Here is an 18,963-nt window from a genome sequence, read left to right as displayed (position 1 = left end):
TCTGTGACCGGCCGACGCATCCCGTGCAACGACAGACAGCGCAAAGGTCCCCAGGGCGCACCAAATCGCACCCTGGGGACCCTGTACACAACGACGACCGGCCGGCGCGGCCTACTTCTTGCCGTCGCCCTTGCCCTCGTCGCCACCGGAGCCCATGGACTCGTAGATCTCCTTGCACATGGGACACACCGGGTACTTCTTCGGGTCGCGGCCCGGTACCCAGACCTTGCCGCACAGCGCCACGACGGGAGTCCCGTCGAGGGCGCTCGCCATGATCTTGTCCTTCTGGACGTAGTGGGCGAAGCGCTCGTGGTCGCCGTCGCCGTGCGAGGTCTGCGGCGCCGGTTCGACGAGGGTCCCCGTACCAGTCCCGCGCTGGGGCTGGGTCTCAGGTTCAAGAGTGCTCATGGCGCAAGGGTACTGAAGGTCACACCCGTCAGTTCAGCGAAGGGTCGTCCGGATACGTCGCGACCATCGCCAGTTCGCTGCGCTGGCGTCGGAGGACCTCGCGCCACAGGCGTTCCGGGGACGGGGAGGAGACGTCTCCGGGCTCCGACTCGACGACGTACCAGGCGCCGTCCGCCAACTCGGCCTCCAGCTGCCCCGGTCCCCAGCCCGCGTACCCGGCGAAGATACGCAGCGATCCGAGCGCCTTCGCGAGCAGTTCCGGGGGCGCTTCCAGGTCGACGACGCCGATCGCGCCGTGCACGCGCCGCCAGCCGAGAGGGGTGCGCTCGCCTGACACCCCGCCGCCGGGGATGACCGCGACGCCGAGCGCCGAGTCGAGGGCCACCGGGCCGCCCTGGAAGACGACCCCCGGTTCACCCGCGAGTCCCGCCCAGCCCTCCAGGATGTCCCCGACGTCGACCGGCGTCGGACGGTTGAGGACCACGCCGAGGGAACCCTTGCCGTCGTGGTCGAGAAGGAGCACCACCGCGCGGTCGAAGTTGGGGTCCGCCAGGGCGGGCGTTGCCACGAGCAGTCGCCCTGTGAGCGAGGACACCTCGGTCATGCGAGACATGATCTCGCATCTTCCCCCCGTGAGGGGAGCCAATCGGGGTACCTGGGTGAAGCCGGCTCGGGGCGCATCGGAGCGGGACGGGCGCGCGCCTGCGCCGGTGACCGCATGTGCCCGGCGGCGAACGGTTCGTGTTGTGGCAAAGCTATGACACGGCTGGGTGGCGCTTGGGCTTACAGAAGGGGGGTGTGCGGCGTTTACCCTTGCTCTTCGGCTCCTGCGCGTGCATGTACGACCGCGGCCTGAACGACCGCGTCCAGCACGACGGGGGCCCGCCAACACCCCCGCCCAACTCATCGGAACGCGAGATACATGACGCTCAACGGCACAGACGACGTACTGATTGTCCACGGCGGCACCCCGCTGGAGGGCGAGATCCGTGTCCGCGGTGCGAAGAACCTCGTACCGAAGGCCATGGTCGCCGCCCTGCTGGGCAGTGCGCCAAGTCGACTGCGCAATGTCCCCGACATCCGTGACGTCCGTGTCGTGCGCGGGCTGCTCCAGCTGCACGGGGTGACGGTCCGTCCGGGCGAGGAGCCCGGCGAGCTGATCATGGACCCGTCGCACGTGGAGAGCGCCAACGTCGCCGACATCGACGCGCACGCGGGGTCGAGCCGTATCCCGATCCTCCTGTGCGGTCCGCTGCTGCACCGCCTCGGGCACGCGTTCATCCCGGGTCTCGGCGGCTGCGACATCGGCGGCCGGCCCATCGACTTCCACTTCGAGGTGCTGCGGCAGTTCGGCGCGACGATCGAGAAGCGGGCGGACGGGCAGTACCTGGAGGCTCCGCAGCGGCTGCGCGGCACGAAGATCACACTGCCGTACCCGTCCGTGGGCGCGACCGAGCAGGTCCTGCTGACGGCGGTGCTGGCGGAGGGCGTCACCGAGCTGTCCAACGCGGCGGTGGAGCCCGAGATCGAGGACCTCATCTGCGTACTGCAGAAGATGGGCGCGATCATCGCCATGGACACGGACCGCACCATCCGTGTCACCGGGGTCGACAAGCTCGACGGCTACAACCACGCGGCCCTCCCGGACCGTCTGGAGGCCGCGTCGTGGGCGTCGGCGGCGCTGGCGACCGAGGGCAACATCTACGTCCGCGGCGCCCAGCAGCGGTCGATGATGACGTTCCTGAACACCTACCGGAAGGTGGGCGGTGCCTTCGAGATCGACGACGAGGGCATCCGCTTCTGGCACCCCGGCGGTCAGCTGAAGTCGATCGCCCTGGAGACGGACGTACACCCCGGTTTCCAGACGGACTGGCAGCAGCCCCTGGTCGTCGCGCTGACGCAGGCCACCGGCCTCTCCATCGTCCACGAGACGGTCTACGAGTCCCGGCTCGGCTTCACCTCCGCGCTCAACCAGATGGGCGCGCACATCCAGCTCTACCGCGAGTGCCTCGGCGGCTCCCACTGCCGCTTCGGGCAGCGCAACTTCCTCCATTCGGCGGTCGTGTCGGGCCCCACACGCCTCCAGGGCGCCGACCTGGTCATCCCGGACCTCCGGGGCGGCTTCTCGTACCTCATCGCCGCCCTGGCCGCCCAGGGGACGTCCAGGGTGCACGGCATCGACCTGATCAACCGGGGCTACGAGAACTTCATGGAGAAGCTCGTGGAGCTGGGCGCGAAGGTCGAGCTGCCGGGCAAGGCGCTCGGATAACCGCCCTCCACCCCACCACTCCCGCCCAGGCCTGTTCCGGGTCTCGGCTGGGGGCCCGGGGGTCGTCCCCCGGACAGGCCCAGCATGGAGAAGCTCGTGGAGCTGGGCGCGAAGGTCGAGCTGCCGGGCAAGGCGCTCGGATAACCGCACTTCCTGAGTACACAACGGTGGGGCGGCTCCCGAAGTCCGGGAGCCGCCCCATTGGCGTTGCTGCAAGCCTCGCGGCGAGTTACTTGCCCTTGGCCGCTTCCTTGAGCTTGGAGCCCGCGGAGACCTTGACGCTGTAGCCGGCGGGGATGTCGATCGGGTCGCCGGTCTGCGGGTTGCGCGCGGTGCGAGCGGCACGGTGGGTGCGCTCGAAGGTCAGGAAGCCGGGGATGGTGACCTTCTCGTCGCCCTTGGCGACGATCTCACCGACGGTCTCGGCGAACGCGGCCAGAACGGCGTCGGCGTCCTTGCGGGTGACCTCGGCGCGGTCGGCCAGGGCGGCCACCAGCTCACTGCGGTTCATGTTGTTACTCCCGTGTTCTTCTTGCTGTTGAGGCGTGCCCCGCGGCGGAGCCGCATGGGGGGCACAGCGAAGCCGATGCTGCCAGGGTCCTCGGTGGGTCCCCGGACCCGGGTCCGCCGTCGGACCCTCACGCCCGAAGACGCATCCTGCCCCCACCTGCGGCGGGAAAGCCAATCCGGCACCCCTGGGAGTCACACGAACACCCTTGGGAGTCGGACGGAAAGCGTCAGCGGCCGGGGCCGACAGGCTGAACCTGGCCGCCACCCTAGAGGCGCCCGGGGGCAGGACGCCCCCGACGCGCCGGTACGAGGGCCCGTGGTAACCGTCACATATACGGCACCGGGAACCGGGAACTACTCGGCCGCCGCCTTCGCGGCGTCCCGCACCGCACCCGCCACCGCGCCCGCGACCTTGTCGTTGAAGACGCTCGGCACGATGTAGTTCGGGTTCAGCTCGTCCTCGGTGACGACGTTCGCGAGTGCGGTCGCCGCCGCGAGCATCATCTCGGTGTTGACCGTGCGGGACTGCGCGTCCAGCAGACCGCGGAAGACACCCGGGAAGACCAGCACGTTGTTGATCTGGTTCGGGAAGTCCGACCGGCCGGTGGCCACGACGGCGGCCGTCTGGCGGGCGATCGCCGGGTCGATCTCGGGGTCGGGATTCGCGAGCGCGAACACGATCGCGCCCTCCGCCATCGCGGCCACGTCGTCGCCGTCGATGACGTTCGGGGCCGAGACTCCGATGAAGACGTCGGCGCCGCGCACGGCCTCCTTGAGGGTGCCGGTGAGGCCCTCCAGGTTGGTGTTGTCGGCGATCCAGCGCAGCGGGGAGTCCGGGGCCGCGTTCACCAGGTCCGCGCGGTCCGCGTGGACGACGCCCTGGATGTCGGCGACGACCGCGGTCTTGACGCCGGCCGCGATCAGCAGCTTGAGGATGGCCGTACCGGCCGCGCCGGCGCCCGACATGACGACCCGGACGTCACCGATCGCCTTGCCCGTGACGCGCAGGGCGTTGGTGAGGGCGGCGAGGACGACGATCGCGGTCCCGTGCTGGTCGTCGTGGAAGACGGGGATGTCCAGGGCCTCGCGGAGGCGGGCCTCGATCTCGAAGCAGCGCGGGGCCGAGATGTCCTCGAGGTTGATGCCCGCGAAGCCCGGGGCGATCGCCTTGACGATCATGACGATCTCGTCGGTGTCCTGGGTGTCCAGGCACAGCGGCCAGGCGTCGATGTCGGCGAAGCGCTTGAAGAGGGCCGCCTTGCCCTCCATGACCGGCATGGCGGCCATCGGGCCGATGTTGCCGAGGCCCAGGACCGCGGAGCCGTCCGTCACGACCGCGACGGTGTTGCGCTTGATGGTGAGGCGGCGGGCGTCCTCGGGGTTCTCGGCGATCGCCATGCACACGCGGGCCACGCCCGGGGTGTAGATCATGGAGAGGTCGTCACGGTTGCGGATGGGGTGCTTGGACGCCATCTCGATCTTGCCACCGAGGTGCATGAGGAACGTACGGTCCGAGACCTTGCCGAGGGTGACGCCCTCGATGCCGCGGAGCTTCTGCACGATCTCGTCGGCGTGCGCGGTCGAGGTCGCCGCGATGGTGACGTCGATCCGGAGCAGTTCGTGACCGGAGGCGGTGACGTCGAGGCCGGTCACCGAGCCTCCGGAGGACTCCACGGCGGTGGTGATCTGGGAGACCGCGGTTCCGCTCGCGGGCACCTCCAACCGGACCGTGATCGAGTAGGAGACGCTGGGCGCCGTTGCCATGGCCGACTTCCTTCTGCTTTCACCCTGATGCTTGGTTTGCCGTCCGATCGTCGCACCTACCGTGGAGTAGCTGGTAGCGGGGCCTCGATTGCGAACGTTTTGTTCTCAACAAAGAGAGGTCCACGCCACTTTCGTGGCGTGGACCTCTACATGTTCAGTGGCACCGACCCGCCATGCTCGCCTCGCGGCAAGTGGTCGCTCGTAGCGACGAAGGTTGGGCCCGGGGGCTTGGATCGAGCCGGTGCCAACGTCAACGGTAACAAACGATCCCCGTAAGGCAATTCCCATCGGCCACTGTCTTTGCCTCAGTCTCGGAGAAGGTCGGGCACCCCCTGCGCATCGGGCTCGTCGCGGTCCGCCGACACGACCGTGAGCTGCTGGGTCGCCCGGGTCAGGGCGACGTACAGGACACGCAGGCCCGCGGGGCTCTCGTCGGCGATCTCCGCCGGGGAGACGACCACTGTGGCGTCGTACTCCAGGCCCTTGGCCTCCAGGCTGCCCAGGGCCACCACACGGTCGCCGAGGCCCGCCAGCCAGCGGGCGGCCTCGTCGCGGCGGTTCATGGCCACGACGACGCCGACCGTGCCGTCGACGAGGTCGAGGAGCCGGGCGGCCTCGTCACGGACCGACTGGGCGAGCGAACCCCGTACGGCGACGAAGCGCGGCTCCACTCCCGTCGAGCGGACCGCCCTCGGGGACTCCGAGCCCGGCATCGCCAGGGCCAGTACCTTGGCGGCCAGTTCGGCGATCTCGGCCGGGTTGCGGTAGTTGACGGTGAGGGTGAAGCGGCGGCGCGGGCGGCTGCCCAGGGCCTCGTCACGGGCCTGGGCAGCCTCGTCGGGGTCGGACCAGGAGGACTGGGCCGGGTCACCGACGACCGTCCAGGTGGCGTGCCGGCCGCGGCGGCCGACCATGCGCCACTGCATCGGGGTGAGGTCCTGGGCCTCGTCGACGATGACGTGGGCGTACTCGGTGCGCTCCTCGGCGAGCCGCTCGGCCCGTTCGCGCTGCGTCTCCTCCCGTACCGGCATCAGCTCCTCCAGGCCGCTGAGCTGGTCCAGGGGATCCGCCTCACGCCTCTTGCGGGGGCGGGCCGGGGCACCGAGGATCGCGCCCAGCTCGTCCAGCATGGCCACGTCGTGGACCGAGAGGCCCTCGCGCTTGAGGGCGCGGGCGACCCGGCGGACCTCGCCCGGGTTGAGGATGCGGCGGGCCCAGCGGCCGAGGCGGCGTTCGTCGGACATGGCGGCGAGGACCGACGCGGGGGTCAGTTCCGGCCACCAGGCATCCAGGAACGCGATGAAGTCGTCCTCGCTCGTGACGTCCTCGTCGAAGGAGGAGCGCAGTTCCGCGGCCAGTTCCCGGTCGGTGTGGCGGCTCTGCGCGCCCGAGCGGGCCCACAGGGCGTCCAGGAGCAGCCTGCGGGCGCGGGGGCGCAGCAGGTTGACGGGGGCCGTGCCGCTGAGCGCCGACTCGCGGATGCGGGCCAGCTCGGGGGCCTCCAGTTCGATGCGGCGGCCGAAGGCGACGACCCTCAGACGGCTCGTCACCGTCGGCGAGTCGTCCTGCTCCAGGGCGCCTCGCGCGGCCTTCCGCAGCACCGCGAGCATGCGGTACGAGCCCTTGGCGCGGGCCACGGCCGGGGCGTCGTACAGGGTGGCCTCGGCGCCGTCGACGAGGGACCCGATGGCGCGGATGGCGACCTGGCCCTCCTCGCCCAGGGAGGGCAGGACGCCCTCCGTGTACGCCACCAGGAGGGGCGTCGGGGAGACGATCAGGATGCCGCCCGCGTACCGTCGCCGGTCCTGGTAGAGCAGGTAGGCGGCGCGGTGCAGGGCGACGGCCGTCTTGCCGGTGCCCGGCCCGCCCTCGACGTACGTCACCGAGGCGGCGGGGGCCCGGATCACCAGGTCCTGTTCGGCCTGGATGGACGACACGATGTCCCGCATGGTGTGACTGCGGGCCTGGCCGAGCGCGGCCATCAGGGCGCCGTCGCCGATCACCGCGAGCTGCCGGCCGTCGAGGGACGCCGTCAGCTCGGGGCGCATCAGGTCGTCCTCGACGCCGAGGACCCGCCGGCCCTTGGACCGGATGACACGGCGCCTGACCACCCGGCCCGGGTCGACCGGGGTCGAGCGGTAGAAGGGCGCGGCGGCCGGTGCGCGCCAGTCGATGACGAGGGGCGAGTAGTCCTGGTCGAGGACGCCGATACGGCCGATGTGGAGGGTCTCGGCGATGTCGGCGGTGCCGTCGGGGCTCACGGCCCCTTCCGCGGCCTCCACGGCCGTGTAGGCGCCGTCCGGGCCCTTCTTGCCGTCCATGCCCCGCAGCAGGTCGATACGGCCGAAGAGGAAGTCCTCGAACTCGTTGTTCAACCTGTTGAGGTGGATGCCGGCACGGAACACCTGGGCGTCCCGTTCGGCGAGCGCGCCGGGGGTGCCGACCTGGCCCCGTTTGGCCGCGTCGTGCATGAGGAACTCGGCCTCGTCGATCTTCTCCTCAAGACGCTGGTACACCCGGTCCAGGTGTTCCTGTTCGACGCTGATCTCGCGGTCGCGGACGGAGTCCTGTACTGAGGAGTCCTCGACCGACACGAGCGCCGTTTCCTGCTGAGCCTGAGCGGCCACCGGGCCCCCTTCTGACGTGCTGGGCAGCCGTCAACCGTACGCGAAAAAGAGGCCCTGATGCTACGAGTCCGCCCCAGGACACCGTACGAGTCTTCGTACGAGGCGTCCTGGGGCGGTCTCGGAGCGGCGGTGGAACGGGTGGTAAAGGGTCAGGCGTCGACCTCGACGAGCTTCTTGCCGGTGGAGTCGACAACCTCGTAGTGGTCGATCTCGTCGGTGCTGAAGGCCGTTCCGCCGTGGATGAAGAGCGGGTTGCGGGCGGCTTCGGTCGTGGCGTCCTTGATGCCGTAGCCCGCCGTCGGGACGGACCAGTTGGACATGGTCTCGCGCGAGCCGTCCTTGCCGACGGCGATCAGGGAGCACTTCAGTGGACCCTTGACGCCTCCCAGCTCCAGGACCGCGCTGACTCCCCAGGCCTTCGACTCCATCGCCACGGTCGCGGTGACCTTGGTGTTGGGGTCGGTGGCGGAGACCCGGTCGTGCATGAGACCGAAGGCGTCCTTGGCGGAGCCGGTGACCTTCGCCGTCGTCACCGTCGGCGACGGAGTGGCCTGGCTGGTGGTGTCGCCGCCGGTCGTCGCGAACACCGCGGTCGGGCCGCCGATGATGAGGGCTGCCGCGGCGGCCACCATGTAGAAGCTGCGCCGGCGCTTGCTCGCACGCCGTTCCGCGACCTCGTCGACCAGCCGTGTCGCGAGCTGTGGGCTCGGGCGGGCGGACAGCGACTCACCGATGGCGGGAGATCCCTGGGCACCGGGCAGGTCCGCGAGTGCGGCCAGCATCGGTTCCATCCCGGCCAGCTCGTCGAGCTGCTGGGCGCACCACTCGCAGCCGGCGAGGTGCGCCTCGAAGGCCGTGGCCTCCGCGTCGTCGAGGATGCCGAGGGCGTAGGCGCCTACTGTCTCGTGTTCGTTCGGGCCTTGGGAACCCTGCATTCCTCGCATGGAACCAGGACTACCCGCTCCGAACCCCCCGTAAATACTCATGCCGTCACCCCCCGCTCCTCTAGTGCGAGCTTCATCGAACGCAGGGCGTAGAAGACTCGTGAGCGCACCGTTCCGCTGGGTATGCCCAGCGTTTCGGCGGCTTCGTTCACCGTACGTCCCTTGAAATAGGTCTCGACCAGGACCTCCCGGTGGGCAGGGGTCAGGTCGTCGAGCGCGTCCGACAACGTCATCAGCCACAGCGCCTTGTCGATCTCGTCCTCCGCGGGGATCACCTCCAGCGGCGACGGGTCCACCTCCTGCGGCCGGGCCTGCCGGCTGCGGTGGCCGTCGATGACGATGCGCCGGGCGACCGTCACCAGCCAGGGGCGTACCGAACCGGTTGCTCGATTGAGCTGACCGGCGTTCTTCCAGGCACGGATAAGTGTCTCCTGCACGACGTCCTCGGCTCGTTGCCGGTCTCCGGCGACCAGCCTGAGGACGTACGCCAGCAGGGGCCCCGCGTGCTCTCGGTACAGCGCACGCATCAGGTCCTCGTCGGGCTCCGAGGGCTGGGACATGCGATGTCGGGCCCTCGGTGCTTGTTCATTGGCCACGACGGAATCCTTACGCACGCCCACCTCCGCTGTCCCGGGTTCCCCCGGTCGGTCGCTCACCCCCAAGTACGGAAGTGACATGCGGGATGTTCAACGGGTGACCACAACTTTCTTTGTCCGGCCCCGACGTGAGGGACAAGGGAGCACATTCCTGCCGCAAGTGCTTTACATTTTCGCCACATTGGCAAGTTCGGGGCGATGCCCGCGGCGCGCCGACTGGAAACTCACGTGTAACCAAGCTCACTGCAACCCTTGAGAGTTGACAGGCCCGATTCCGCCCGGATGACCCGCTACGGGCGATCTGCGGAGGGTCTGCGCGAAGGATCCACGCGCGTGCTGGAACCGGTCTACGCGCGCGCCAGGGCGGCCCGTCGCCGATGTCTCGCGACTCGTTCCCGGTTGCCGCAGATCTCGCTGGAACACCATCTGCGCCGTCTGCCCCGGGAGGTGTCGAGGTAGACGATCGAGCAGCTGTCGCCCTCGCACTGGCGCAGACACGCGCGTGCCACGGGGTCGGTGAGCAGTTCCACGGCGTCCCGGGCGACCGCGCCGAGCAGGGCCGCGCAGTCCGGCGGCCCGTGCAGTTCCCGTACGAGCGTGCCGTCCTCTCCCCGGACCACGCGGGGGGCCGGGGGCGCCGGGCGGGCGAGTTCGTTGAGGCGGGTGAGTGCCTGGTCGAGGGGGCGGGGCTCGGTGGCCGGCGGGCTGTGCACCCACTGCCCGGTCAACCGGCCGGTCAGGTCCCGCAGTTCGCGGAAGTGCGCGACCCAGGAGGCGTCGGCGTGATGCAGGGGCGTGCCCGCCGGGACGAGTCCGGATGCGGCGATCCAGGCGCGGAGCGGCTCGACGGCGCCGAGCCGTTCGTCGGGGTGGGCGGTCGCCAGCAGGTCCAGGCAGATCCGCCCGGCGTCGAAACGCAGCTCGTACGAGGCTGTGGCCACGGTCGTCTCCGATGCCATGTGCCTGTCACCGCCTAGGAGTCGCCACCGTACGGGGCAGCCGGGATGTCGGTGGGATGCCAGTGAGGGGGTCAGGGGAACCGTTCCCTCTACAGTGCCTGCCCGCTGTCGCGGCCGGAACCCCCTGTGCGGGGGTGACCGCGCGCGCCTGGGCCATGACACGGGTGCGGACGCGATGGCCGGCCGGAGGGCAGGACGTCCGGCGCCGGGCGCCCCGCCGGATACGCGGTTCGTCCGCTGCGGACCGATGGGGCGGCTCACGGCGGCACCGCCCCGCGCCCGTTACGGGCGCGACTTCCCGGAGGCCGCACAGCCGCCTGGCAACCGGGCGCGCGGTGCACCAGCGAGTGCGGGCCGCGCTGCTCGCGTACGCCCGCCCCTCGCCGCGCGCCTCGCCTTCGCGGTGGGCATGAGGCCCGCACAGCCACCTGGCAGCCGGACGCCCGGCGCACCAGCGGGAGTGTGCCGCGCCGCTCGCGTACGCCTTGCCGTGCACCTCACCATCGCAATGGGCATGAGGCCCGCACAGCCGCCCGGCACCCGGGCACCCGGTGCACCAGCAGGAGTGTGCCGCGCCGCTCGCGTACGCCTTGCCGTGCACCTCACCATCGCAATGGGCATGAGGCCCGCACAGCCGCCCGGCACCCGGGCACCCGGTGCACCAACAGGAGTCTGCCGCGTCGCCCACGTACGCCCCTCGCCCGTACGCCTCGCCTTCGCGATGGGCATGAGGCCCGCACAGCCGCCTGGCAGCCGGACGCCCGGCGCACCAGCGGGTGCGGGCCGCGCTGCTCGCGTACGTTCGCCCCTTGCCGCGCGCCTCGCCTTCGCGGTGGGCAGGACGATTCGCGGCGCCCTGGCGGACGCCGGTGATCTGGTGCGGATCGCCGACGTACGCGCGGGGTTCGAGGTGCCGCGGGTGGTGCCTGGAACGTCGTACGGGTCGTGCTGTCGACGGGGGTGGCGGCCTGTCCGGCCCGCGCGCCGAGGCTCGCGGGCCGGGGTCAGGCGTCCGAGTACTTGGCGTCGGCTGCCGGGTCCAGGGCGAGCCGGTAACCGCGTTTGACGACCGTCTGGATCAGTTTGGGCGCGCCGAGGGCGGTGCGCAGTCGGGCCATCGCCGTCTCCACGGCGTGCTCGTCGCGGCCGGCTCCGGGCAGCGCGCGCAGCAGTTCGGCGCGGGCGACGACCCACCCCGGCCGCCGGGACAGCGCCCGCATCAGGGACATCCCGGCGGGCGGTACGGGTCGCAGGGCGCCGTCGACGATGACGGCGTGCCCGCGGATCTCGACCCGGTGCCCGGCGATGGGCAACGCCCTCGCGCGGGCCGGGAGTTCCTGGCAGAGGAGCTGTACGAGGGGGCCGAGCCGGAAGCGTTCGGGGGACACCGTGTCGACGCCGTGGGCCTGCAGCGGCAGCGCGGTGACCGGGCCGACGCAGGCGGGGAGGACGTCGTGGTGGAGGGCGGCGAGGAGTTCGGGGAGCAGGCCCCGTTCCTCCGCGCGGGAGAGAAGGGACGCGGCGGCGGGGGCGCTGGTGAAGGTGAGCGCGTCCAGGCCGCGCGAGACGGTGGAGTCGAGGAGCCGGTCGACGGGGCCGATGTCCTCCGGTGGCATCCACCGGTAGACGGGCACACCGACGACCTCGGCGCCCGCCGCACGCAGCGACTCGACGAAGCCGGGCACGGGCTCGCCGTGCAGCTGGATGGCGATACGGCGCCCCTCGACGCCCTCCTCCAGAAGCCGGTCGAGCACCTCGGCCATGGACTCGGAGGACGGCGACCACTCCTCCTTGAGCCCGGCGGCCCGGACGGACCCCTTGACCTTGGGCCCGCGCGCCAGCAGTTCCACGCCGCCGAGACAGGCGAGCAGGTCCTCCCCCAGCCCCCAGCCGTCGGCGGCCTCGATCCAGCCCCGGAAACCGATGGCGGTGGTGGCGACGACGATGTCCGGCGCCTGGCCGATCAACTGCTTGGTGGCCGCGAGCAGCTCGCTGTCGTCGGCGAGCTGCACGATCCGCAGAGCGGGCGCGTGGACCACGGCGGCGCCCCGCCGCTGAAGCAGTGTTCCGAGTTCGTCGGCCCGACGCGCGGCGGTGACACCCACGGTGAACCCCGCGAGGGGGCCGTGGTCGGGTGGCCCGTGTTCTGGTCGCTGCTGTTCGTCGTACATGGCTCTCGTCCCGCAGTCGGGTCACGTCCGCACAAGCGTGCCGAACGAGCCTGTCAACGGCGCGTGACAGGCTCGGTTCGACTTCATGTCGCTGGTGTTACTTAACTCGCTTCGGGCGAGGCTCACACCTCGGCGTAGCTGAGCTGCGACTTTGCTTCCGAGGATGTGGTTTCGGTGGCCTGTGCACCGGACGGGCGGCGAAGGTATACGGCCCAGGTGACCAGGAAGCAGACCCCGTAGAAGGCGAGGAAGGCGACGAAGGCACCGGTGCCGGAGCCGACGCTCAGGAACGACTGGCGGAGGGAGAGGTTGATACCGAGCCCGCCGAGCGCGCCGACCGCACCGATGAGTCCCATGGAGGCGCCGGACAGGCGACGGCCGTAGGCCGCGGCCTCCTCACCCTCCAGTCCCTTGGCGAGGGCCTTGGCCTGGAAGATGCCGGGGATCATCTTGAAGGTCGAGCCGTTGCCGAGGCCGGAGAGGACGAACAGGGCGATGAAGGCGACGGTGAACAGGGGCAGCGACTTCTGGGTGGACGCGAAGACGATGACACCGGCGGCGCCGGCCATGCCGACGTAGTTGTACAGCGTGATCTTCGCCCCGCCGAAGCGGTCGGCGAGCGCGCCGCCCACGGGCCGGATCAGCGAACCGAGCAGCGGGCCGATGAAGGTGACGTACGCGGACTGGAGCGGCGTACGGCCGAACTGGGTCTGCAGGACGAGGCCGAAGGCGAAGCTGTAGCCGATGAACGACCCGAACGTCCCGATGTAGAGGAAGGACATGATCCAGGTGTGCGCGTCCTTGACTGCGTCCTTGGCGGCGCCGGTGTCGTTCTTCAGGGACGTGATGTTGTCCATCTTGACCGCGGCGAGGACGGCGGCGATGAGGATGAGCGGGATGTAGATCCCGAGGAGCACCCGCGGCCCGCCGCTCGCGCCGATGACGGCGAGGCCGATGAGCTGCACGACCGGGACGCCGATGTTGCCGCCGCCGGCGTTGAGCCCGAGGGCCCAGCCCTTCTTCCTGAGCGGGAAGAAGGCGTTGATGTTGGTCATGCTGGAGGCGAAGTTGCCGCCGCCGATGCCGGCGAGCATGGCGCAGGCGAGGAACGTGTTGAACGAGGTCCCCGGCTCCATGACGATGAACGCCGCGATCGTCGGGATGAGCAGGAGCGACGCGGAGACGATGGTCCAGTTCCGGCCACCGAAGAGGGCGACGGCGAAGGTGTAGGGGACGCGGACGACGGCGCCGACGGCCGTGGCCATCGACACGATGAAGAACTTGTCGGCCGGGGTGAGCCCGTACTCCGGTCCCATGAACAGCACCATCACGGACCACAGCGTCCAGATGGAGAAGCCGATGTGCTCGGAGAGTACGGAGAAGTACAGGTTGCGGCGGGCGACCTTCTCGCCGGTCGCGTTCCAGAAGGCCTCGTCCTCGGGATCCCAGTGCTCGATCCAGCGGCCTCCCCTGCCGGGTGCGGGGGCTGAACTAGGGGCTGTCATGACGCCTCCACGGTGGTCCGGGGCTCGGGTGGTTCTTTTTGGGGTGCTGAGCGGTGATGAGTCCCGAAGGTAGGCAGAGCGCGTTTCCGCCCTGTGGCTGTGGGTGACCGGAAGGGAACTTTGCTCTCACCCCGCGAGGAGGTGGGATGAGAGGTTACGCAGACGGAGGTCACGGCCAGAGCACGGCGGTGCCTCTTGAGGGGTACCGGGTCCCGCTATCCTCGACCGGACCCCACACAGGGAACGGGAGGGTCCATGTCCGCCGAGTCCAGGTCCGACGGGCCTAAGGCACAGGCTGCTCAGCGCTCCTTCGCCGGGAAGGTTCTCTTCGCGGCAGGGTTCCTCTTTGTCGCCGCGACGACGGTGGGCGGGGCGTTCGCGTGCGTGGCCGTTCTCCTGAAGGCGGTGGACAGCTCGTCGCTGTCGGGCCTGGTGCCCGAGGACGGGCGGATCGCCCTGATCATCGGGGGGATCGCCATCGGCGGTGTCACTGGGCTGATGCTGCCGCTGGGTGTCCTCGCGATGGTCAAGGGGAACGAGGAGAAGCCCAGGGTGGGGCCCGTGGCCACCCTGCGGAGGGTTCTCGCTGTAATCGTCTTCGACCTCTACCTGCTACTCGTCGCACTCCTCGTCGCCCAGCTCGGCAGGTTCCTCCCCCAGGGCGTCGTCAACATCGTCAGCGTCTTCGCCGTCGGATTCAGCTGGATGCCGCTGGCGATGCTGCCCTGGGAAAAGCTCGGGCTCGGGGACCTGGTCGGCAAACGGATCACAGCACGCGGGCGCCCGGGGTCACCTCAGTCGGAGTGACTTCGCCAGTTCGTCGGCCATCGTGCCCAACTCCTCGCCCAGGCCCAGGGAGGCCCACAACAGCCGGCACTCCAGTGCCGTGGGGTGCCTGCGCGGGAGGACATAGTGGGCCACTCCCTCCACGATCTCGCCTGTGTCGGCCTCAGGGGCCGTGGGTTCCATACGGTGCACACGCAGCGCCGGCCCCAGCGGGAGTTCGACCTCCGCGAGGGTCTGGGCGCCGAAGAACGGCCCCTTCGCCCGCTCCGCCTCCGCGCGCAACGCGCTGACGCTCAGCTCCTCGGGCGGGACCCGCAACTCCCGCACCACATGGGCAGCGATGACCGGGCCGTCCGGCGGGGCGAGCAGCGCCGCACACAGCGCACCCTGGCGTATCGCCGCGCCCCAGTACCAGAGGAGGTCTTCGGCGAAGGCGTCGTACCACTCGGGGCGGGATCCCTCGGCCAGGTGCTGTGCGGCGGTAACTCGCGCCCAGGCCTCGGGGTCTTCGTCTCGCAGATCCAACACCAGCCAGTTGTGCGGGGCGGGCAGTTCGACGCAGCACTCGCGCCAGTCCGTCTCCGTCGTACCAGGGACCGTCATGGGACTCACCTCCCTGCCAGCGACGCGTCCGAGCCCGTCACGTCGATCTCGGGCTCGCTGCCGAACAGGCCGAAGAAGCTGTTGGTGTCGGAAGCCGCACCCGTACCCGTACCACCGAGGGCCCAGCCGTTGTACGACAGTGCCTGTTTGAACGCGTCCGGCGTGCCGATGAAGCTCAGGTCCGTCGGGTCGATGTTCTTGATGCGGCCGAGTTCGTCGACCATGCCCGGACCCACGTACATGCTGGCCAGGCCGCGTGGTCCGGCCGCGGTGTAGGCGTCGCGGGCAGCGGAGAGGTTGTCGCCGACCTTGAACGCGTCCCGCCAGTTGCTGCGGATGGTGCCCAGGTCGTCCGCGAAGGAGCGGGGCAGGCCCCGGAAGGCGGCGGCCAGTGACACGTCGGGCAGCGCCCCACCGACGGTCGCTCCGGCACGTGAGCCGACCATCGACTCGACGAGGGCACGGCGCGCCGCCGAGGCCATGCCCGGGTTCCAGCCACGGACGTACTGCGCCGCGGCCTGCCAGACCCGGCTGCGCCCAACCGTGCTGGCGAGCTTGGCTCCCGAGGAGAAGACGCGTCCGATGCCGAAGGTGGCCAGTCCGAGGACGTCCATCGCCACGTCGCCCCAGGAGCCATCGCCGTTGATGGCCAGCAGGACGTGGCAGACGAGGGAGATGGCCGTCATGACCAGGGCGATGGTGCCCAGCACGCCGGCCAGGGCCTGCCCGATGATGGGGATCCAGCCGACCAGCAGGGCGAGCACTCCACAGACCGCGGCAATCGCTCCGGTGATATCACTGATGAACTTCAGCGAGTCACGCAGATCGTCCAGCCACCCGTCGTTGAGACCGTCGCCCTCCGTGGTGTCGTGGATCGCCCTGGCCGCCTTGTCGCCGGCCTCCTTGTGGCGGGTCTTCACGTCGGCGAGTTGTCCACGCAGGTCGTCCAGACCGTCCTGGAGGTCGGTCACCTTCTTGTCGAGCTTCTTCTGCTCGCCGTCTGTGGTGCCCTTGGGCGGGTTGCCAGCACCGGACCTGGCCGTGGTCAGGTCTCCGTCCTTCGTCTCCGCCTGACTCAGGAGCCTGTCCGCGTCCTCCTGGATGGTCTCCAGGTCTGTGTAGTACGTCTTGAGCGCGGACGCGGCGCCGGCGTAGCGGTCGTGCGCCTTGCTCACTGTCTTCGCTGTGTCGTCGGCCTTCTCGGCGAAGGCCTTCCCTGCCTCGGAGTCCCAGCTCTCCAGGTTCCCGAGCCGGCGCAGCGCCTCGGTCGTGTCGGTGATGGTTTTAGCCGTGGCCTCGAACCGGCGCGAGAGTGCCTGCAGGTCGTGGACGTCTCCAGGCACCGGGTCGGCGTTCTCTCCCAGTACCTCCCACCGGTGGTCCGCAGGGCGACTCACTTCTTCTTCCCGTTGCCCACAAGCGCGTCGTACAGCGCGGTGTCGAGTTGCTTGTACGCCTTGGCGGACTCGTGGGCGACCTGCCCGAGGCCCTGGATCTCCTCGATCATCTTCTTGCGGTTGTCGTCCCAACCGTCCGAGAAGTCCTGCAGCCGCTCGTGGAGTTGCTGATGCCCGACGGTACGGCGGTCGTACGCGTCCATGAGCTTGTCGAGCCCCTCCAATTCGGTCGCCACCGTCCGCAGACCGGTGCCGGCCGTTTCCAGGTCGGCCAGGTCGACCCTCAGTCGCTCGCCCATCCCTCTTCTTCCTCCCCCTTGTTGACGTTGTCGACTTGCTGCCACCGCAAGGTACCGGCCACCGCGTCGAACAGCCCCACCATGGCGTCCGCGATGGGCTCCAGTGGAGTACTGAAGGTCAGCATCAGCACCTCCTCACGGTCCGGGACCGGTACGAAGTACTCCACGACGGTGTCCTCGAACTCGGACCCCAGCTTCCGCGACTGCTTGGACCGCTCGCGCCGGACCAGCCGGGCCGCCCGTCCGGCGGCGGGCAGCGTCACCAGCTCGACCTCGCCCGAACCGGCGAGCGCGGCGACGGCGTCCAGACCGTCGAACTTCTGGTGGAGGTGCGAGACCAGGAGGGAGGCGGACAGCGGGATGCCGCTGACCTCCAGGAACGACAGGTACAGCACGACACCGCCCTGCTCGACCCCGGCGGCGGCCGTGTCGAGCAGCTGTTCCTCGGCTCTGCGGCGCAGGATCGGCTGGTCGTCGACGCCCATGAACTGCCGCTTGATCAGCGCGGCGACGGACGCCTCACGGCGGGCATGCGGCTGGAGCGGGATGCGGTACCAGTCCTCGGGTGTGATCAGCCCGAAGACCGGCGCACGTCCGCGGGACGGGGCGATAGGCGGTTTCTGGCTCAATTTTTTCGTTCTCTCGATGGTCGTGCGCGGCAGCGCCACGGTAGCGGGGCGGGGGTGGCGGACACCAGAGCGAGCCGTCGAGGGCGCGGGGGCGTAACTGCGCGAGTTCGATCACGGAGTAGTAGCAGGCGGCGTGCACATTTATCACGTCACGCGGCAGACCGCGATCACCAAGGGCACATACCCTCATGACCACAAGGTCCTCGAGATCGAGGACGGGCCCGACGTCCAAGGCAACAGAACGACGGGACAGGGCTTTTTTGAGGAGGACCTCGCGGGCCTCCTTTCTGTTTTGTCGGGATCCCTGACGAGGAGCCGCGCCTTCAGCGGTCTGACATCCACCACCGAAACCGCCCAGTCCTTGCCGCTCAGGCCGTCCGTGAGACGAAACGATGTCCGTCATTGCCCAGGGTACCGAGGCGCGAAGTCCAAGTCCTGACTGAGGCGAGCGACCAGGCCATGAGCCTGTACGGCGTAGCCACCGGCGAGGGCGAGCTCGTAGTCACCGCCCGCGACGAGAGCATCCGCCAGCAAACGGCGGTGCAGCGCGGGCAGCTTCATGCTGTGCCGGGGCGCCGGAGCTCAGGGAAGGCTTCCTCCCACGTTTCACGCACGCCACGCCCCAGCATCTTTCGCAGGATCGGCCAGTGCCGACCGAGATGCTCGCGGTTGAGGTAGCGCACGAAATCATCCCTGGACCCGTTGTTGAGGACGAGCCGGTACAGCCCCAGCCTCAGCTTCACATCACCGAGGTCGAAGGCACGCAGCCCGAACCACGCGAGCTCCAGCGGAAGCTCGACGGACCCGCCCTCGGGGCCGGCCAGCTCGTCGAGCGCCATCGCAGCCGCTCCGTCCCGTAACCCCAGCGGGAGGACGCTCTGCTGCTTCCGTCTGCGTACTCGGCCACGACAGCGGTATGCCGGTACCGCTTCGCAAGCGGATCGTGCGAACGACCCCGCCCATACGAACCCGATTCCGCCGCCGCTGCCCGATTCAGCACCCGGCCCCCCTCCCGCCGACCTCGAACCAGAGCAGCTTCCCGGCGCCCCGGTCGAGCAGGCCGTCACCGAGGGGCCAGCCGCCCCATGAGTCGGCGTACTCCTGGATGAGCAGCAGCCCACGCCCGCTCACGGCGTCCGTCGGCGCGGGCGTGACGCGGTCGCCGGTCGGCTTGTCGAAGGGAGCGGGGATGTGGGAGCTGGTGTCCCATACGCCGGTCCGAAGGCGTCCGCAGCCCAGGGCGGTCAGGCGGAGGGACGCGGGCCCCTTTGTGTGGCGGTATGCGTTCGTGACCAGCTCGGACGTCAACAGCTCAACGATGTCGACGACTTCGTGCATGCCGTGACCGTTCAGAGCGGCCCGTACGGTCATGCGTGCAACGCGTGCGGCTCGGGGGTCATGGGGGAGGCGGAGGGCGTACACCCAGGTGTCGGGCAGGGCTACGGTGACCATGAATGGCTCCGGAGGGAAGGGGACGTACTTGCCCGACCGTTGCG

At 69.9% G+C, this 18,963-nt stretch carries 18 protein-coding genes; 2 read left to right on the top strand and 16 right to left on the bottom strand.

Annotated features, from left to right (window positions below; all coding sequences use genetic code 11):
• Positions 1–111: 111 nt before the first annotated feature.
• Together ACW4TU_RS28185 and ACW4TU_RS28180 are read right to left on the bottom strand one after the other, a co-directional pair.
• Positions 112–408: a DUF3039 domain-containing protein gene (locus tag ACW4TU_RS28185; protein ID WP_053741615.1), complete on the bottom strand. Its 297-nt coding sequence runs from the start codon at positions 406–408 to the stop codon at positions 112–114.
• A gap of 28 nt (positions 409–436) precedes the next feature.
• Entirely contained in the window at positions 437–1,012 is a 576-nt protein-coding gene (locus ACW4TU_RS28180) for a YqgE/AlgH family protein (RefSeq protein ID WP_457417537.1), read from the bottom strand.
• A gap of 318 nt (positions 1,013–1,330) precedes the next feature.
• Between ACW4TU_RS28180 and murA the strand changes: the two genes are divergently transcribed.
• Positions 1,331–2,677 (top strand): UDP-N-acetylglucosamine 1-carboxyvinyltransferase, encoded by a 1,347-nt coding sequence (murA, locus tag ACW4TU_RS28175; RefSeq protein ID WP_457417536.1) that lies wholly within the window; start codon positions 1,331–1,333, stop codon positions 2,675–2,677.
• Positions 2,678–2,906: 229 nt separating this feature from the next.
• Here murA and ACW4TU_RS28170 read toward each other — a convergent pair whose 3' ends face one another.
• From ACW4TU_RS28170 to ACW4TU_RS28135, 8 genes are all read right to left on the bottom strand, one after another.
• Positions 2,907–3,188, bottom strand: coding sequence for an HU family DNA-binding protein (locus tag ACW4TU_RS28170; RefSeq protein WP_006374476.1), 282 nt, complete (start codon positions 3,186–3,188; stop codon positions 2,907–2,909).
• A gap of 353 nt (positions 3,189–3,541) precedes the next feature.
• Positions 3,542–4,951 (bottom strand): NAD-dependent malic enzyme, encoded by a 1,410-nt coding sequence (locus tag ACW4TU_RS28165; protein ID WP_457417535.1) that lies wholly within the window; start codon positions 4,949–4,951, stop codon positions 3,542–3,544.
• Positions 4,952–5,256: 305 nt separating this feature from the next.
• Complete coding sequence (locus ACW4TU_RS28160; protein WP_457417534.1) at positions 5,257–7,578, bottom strand: HelD family protein; 2,322 nt, start codon at positions 7,576–7,578, stop codon at positions 5,257–5,259.
• Between the two features lie 149 nt (positions 7,579–7,727).
• A complete protein-coding gene (locus ACW4TU_RS28155) occupies positions 7,728–8,513 on the bottom strand; it encodes an anti-sigma factor family protein (RefSeq protein ID WP_457417533.1) in 786 nt (261 codons plus the stop codon).
• A 47-nt stretch (positions 8,514–8,560) separates the two neighbouring features.
• Positions 8,561–9,082: a sigma-70 family RNA polymerase sigma factor gene (locus ACW4TU_RS28150; RefSeq protein WP_044471680.1), complete on the bottom strand. Its 522-nt coding sequence runs from the start codon at positions 9,080–9,082 to the stop codon at positions 8,561–8,563.
• A gap of 383 nt (positions 9,083–9,465) precedes the next feature.
• Positions 9,466–10,077 (bottom strand): CGNR zinc finger domain-containing protein, encoded by a 612-nt coding sequence (locus tag ACW4TU_RS28145; protein ID WP_457417532.1) that lies wholly within the window; start codon positions 10,075–10,077, stop codon positions 9,466–9,468.
• 1,004 nt (positions 10,078–11,081) lie between these two features.
• Entirely contained in the window at positions 11,082–12,248 is a 1,167-nt protein-coding gene (locus tag ACW4TU_RS28140; RefSeq protein ID WP_457417531.1) for a uroporphyrinogen-III synthase, read from the bottom strand.
• Between the two features lie 122 nt (positions 12,249–12,370).
• A complete protein-coding gene (locus ACW4TU_RS28135; RefSeq protein ID WP_457417530.1) occupies positions 12,371–13,753 on the bottom strand; it encodes a nitrate/nitrite transporter in 1,383 nt (460 codons plus the stop codon).
• A gap of 255 nt (positions 13,754–14,008) precedes the next feature.
• On the opposite strand from ACW4TU_RS28135, the gene ACW4TU_RS28130 reads away from it, so the two are divergent.
• Positions 14,009–14,560: a hypothetical protein gene (locus ACW4TU_RS28130; protein WP_457417529.1), complete on the top strand. Its 552-nt coding sequence runs from the start codon at positions 14,009–14,011 to the stop codon at positions 14,558–14,560.
• Here ACW4TU_RS28130 and ACW4TU_RS28125 read toward each other — a convergent pair.
• The 6 genes from ACW4TU_RS28125 to ACW4TU_RS28100 all read right to left on the bottom strand — a co-directional run bounded on the left by ACW4TU_RS28125 (position 14,543) and on the right by ACW4TU_RS28100 (position 18,919).
• Entirely contained in the window at positions 14,543–15,142 is a 600-nt protein-coding gene (locus ACW4TU_RS28125; protein WP_457417528.1) for a hypothetical protein, read from the bottom strand. The genes ACW4TU_RS28130 and ACW4TU_RS28125 overlap by 18 nt on opposite strands.
• Positions 15,143–15,147: 5 nt before the next feature.
• Positions 15,148–16,539, bottom strand: a complete 1,392-nt coding sequence (locus ACW4TU_RS28120) for a hypothetical protein (protein ID WP_457417527.1) — start codon at positions 16,537–16,539, stop codon at positions 15,148–15,150.
• Entirely contained in the window at positions 16,536–16,838 is a 303-nt protein-coding gene (locus ACW4TU_RS28115) for a hypothetical protein (protein WP_457417526.1), read from the bottom strand. Before ACW4TU_RS28115 ends, ACW4TU_RS28120 begins: the two co-directional genes overlap by 4 nt.
• Positions 16,823–17,467 carry a hypothetical protein gene (locus tag ACW4TU_RS28110; RefSeq protein ID WP_457417525.1) on the bottom strand — a complete coding sequence of 215 codons (645 nt, stop codon included), beginning with the start codon at positions 17,465–17,467 and terminating at the stop codon, positions 16,823–16,825. The genes ACW4TU_RS28115 and ACW4TU_RS28110 overlap by 16 nt, the downstream gene beginning before the upstream one ends.
• Before the next feature lie 557 nt (positions 17,468–18,024).
• Positions 18,025–18,306: a CinA family protein gene (locus ACW4TU_RS28105; protein ID WP_457417524.1), complete on the bottom strand. Its 282-nt coding sequence runs from the start codon at positions 18,304–18,306 to the stop codon at positions 18,025–18,027.
• A gap of 154 nt (positions 18,307–18,460) precedes the next feature.
• Positions 18,461–18,919: an ATP-binding protein gene (locus ACW4TU_RS28100; protein WP_457417523.1), complete on the bottom strand. Its 459-nt coding sequence runs from the start codon at positions 18,917–18,919 to the stop codon at positions 18,461–18,463.
• Positions 18,920–18,963 lie beyond the last annotated feature (44 nt).

The organism is Streptomyces kryoterrae (genome assembly GCF_054072135.1).
Note: the sequence above shows the minus strand (reverse complement) of the source record. Positions and strands in the feature narration are given on the sequence as shown.

What these genes read in the sequence shown, in the direction of transcription:
- ACW4TU_RS28125 (WP_457417528.1), bottom strand. Translation starts at nt 15,142, where the DNA reads ATGACGGTCCCTGGTACGACGGAGACGGACTGGCGCGAGTGCTGCGTC.
- ACW4TU_RS28145 (WP_457417532.1), bottom strand. Translation starts at nt 10,077, where the DNA reads ATGGCATCGGAGACGACCGTGGCCACAGCCTCGTACGAGCTGCGTTTC.
- ACW4TU_RS28135 (WP_457417530.1), bottom strand. Translation starts at nt 13,753, where the DNA reads ATGACAGCCCCTAGTTCAGCCCCCGCACCCGGCAGGGGAGGCCGCTGG.
- ACW4TU_RS28150 (WP_044471680.1), bottom strand. Translation starts at nt 9,082, where the DNA reads ATGTCCCAGCCCTCGGAGCCCGACGAGGACCTGATGCGTGCGCTGTAC.
- murA (WP_457417536.1), top strand. Translation starts at nt 1,331, where the DNA reads ATGACGCTCAACGGCACAGACGACGTACTGATTGTCCACGGCGGCACC.
- ACW4TU_RS28170 (WP_006374476.1), bottom strand. Translation starts at nt 3,188, where the DNA reads ATGAACCGCAGTGAGCTGGTGGCCGCCCTGGCCGACCGCGCCGAGGTC.
- ACW4TU_RS28140 (WP_457417531.1), bottom strand. Translation starts at nt 12,248, where the DNA reads ATGTACGACGAACAGCAGCGACCAGAACACGGGCCACCCGACCACGGC.
- ACW4TU_RS28185 (WP_053741615.1), bottom strand. Translation starts at nt 408, where the DNA reads ATGAGCACTCTTGAACCTGAGACCCAGCCCCAGCGCGGGACTGGTACG.
- ACW4TU_RS28180 (WP_457417537.1), bottom strand. Translation starts at nt 1,012, where the DNA reads ATGACCGAGGTGTCCTCGCTCACAGGGCGACTGCTCGTGGCAACGCCC.
- ACW4TU_RS28155 (WP_457417533.1), bottom strand. Translation starts at nt 8,513, where the DNA reads ATGCAGGGTTCCCAAGGCCCGAACGAACACGAGACAGTAGGCGCCTAC.
- ACW4TU_RS28115 (WP_457417526.1), bottom strand. Translation starts at nt 16,838, where the DNA reads ATGGGCGAGCGACTGAGGGTCGACCTGGCCGACCTGGAAACGGCCGGC.
- ACW4TU_RS28100 (WP_457417523.1), bottom strand. Translation starts at nt 18,919, where the DNA reads ATGGTCACCGTAGCCCTGCCCGACACCTGGGTGTACGCCCTCCGCCTC.
- ACW4TU_RS28130 (WP_457417529.1), top strand. Translation starts at nt 14,009, where the DNA reads ATGTCCGCCGAGTCCAGGTCCGACGGGCCTAAGGCACAGGCTGCTCAG.
- ACW4TU_RS28165 (WP_457417535.1), bottom strand. Translation starts at nt 4,951, where the DNA reads ATGGCAACGGCGCCCAGCGTCTCCTACTCGATCACGGTCCGGTTGGAG.
- ACW4TU_RS28105 (WP_457417524.1), bottom strand. Translation starts at nt 18,306, where the DNA reads ATGGCGCTCGACGAGCTGGCCGGCCCCGAGGGCGGGTCCGTCGAGCTT.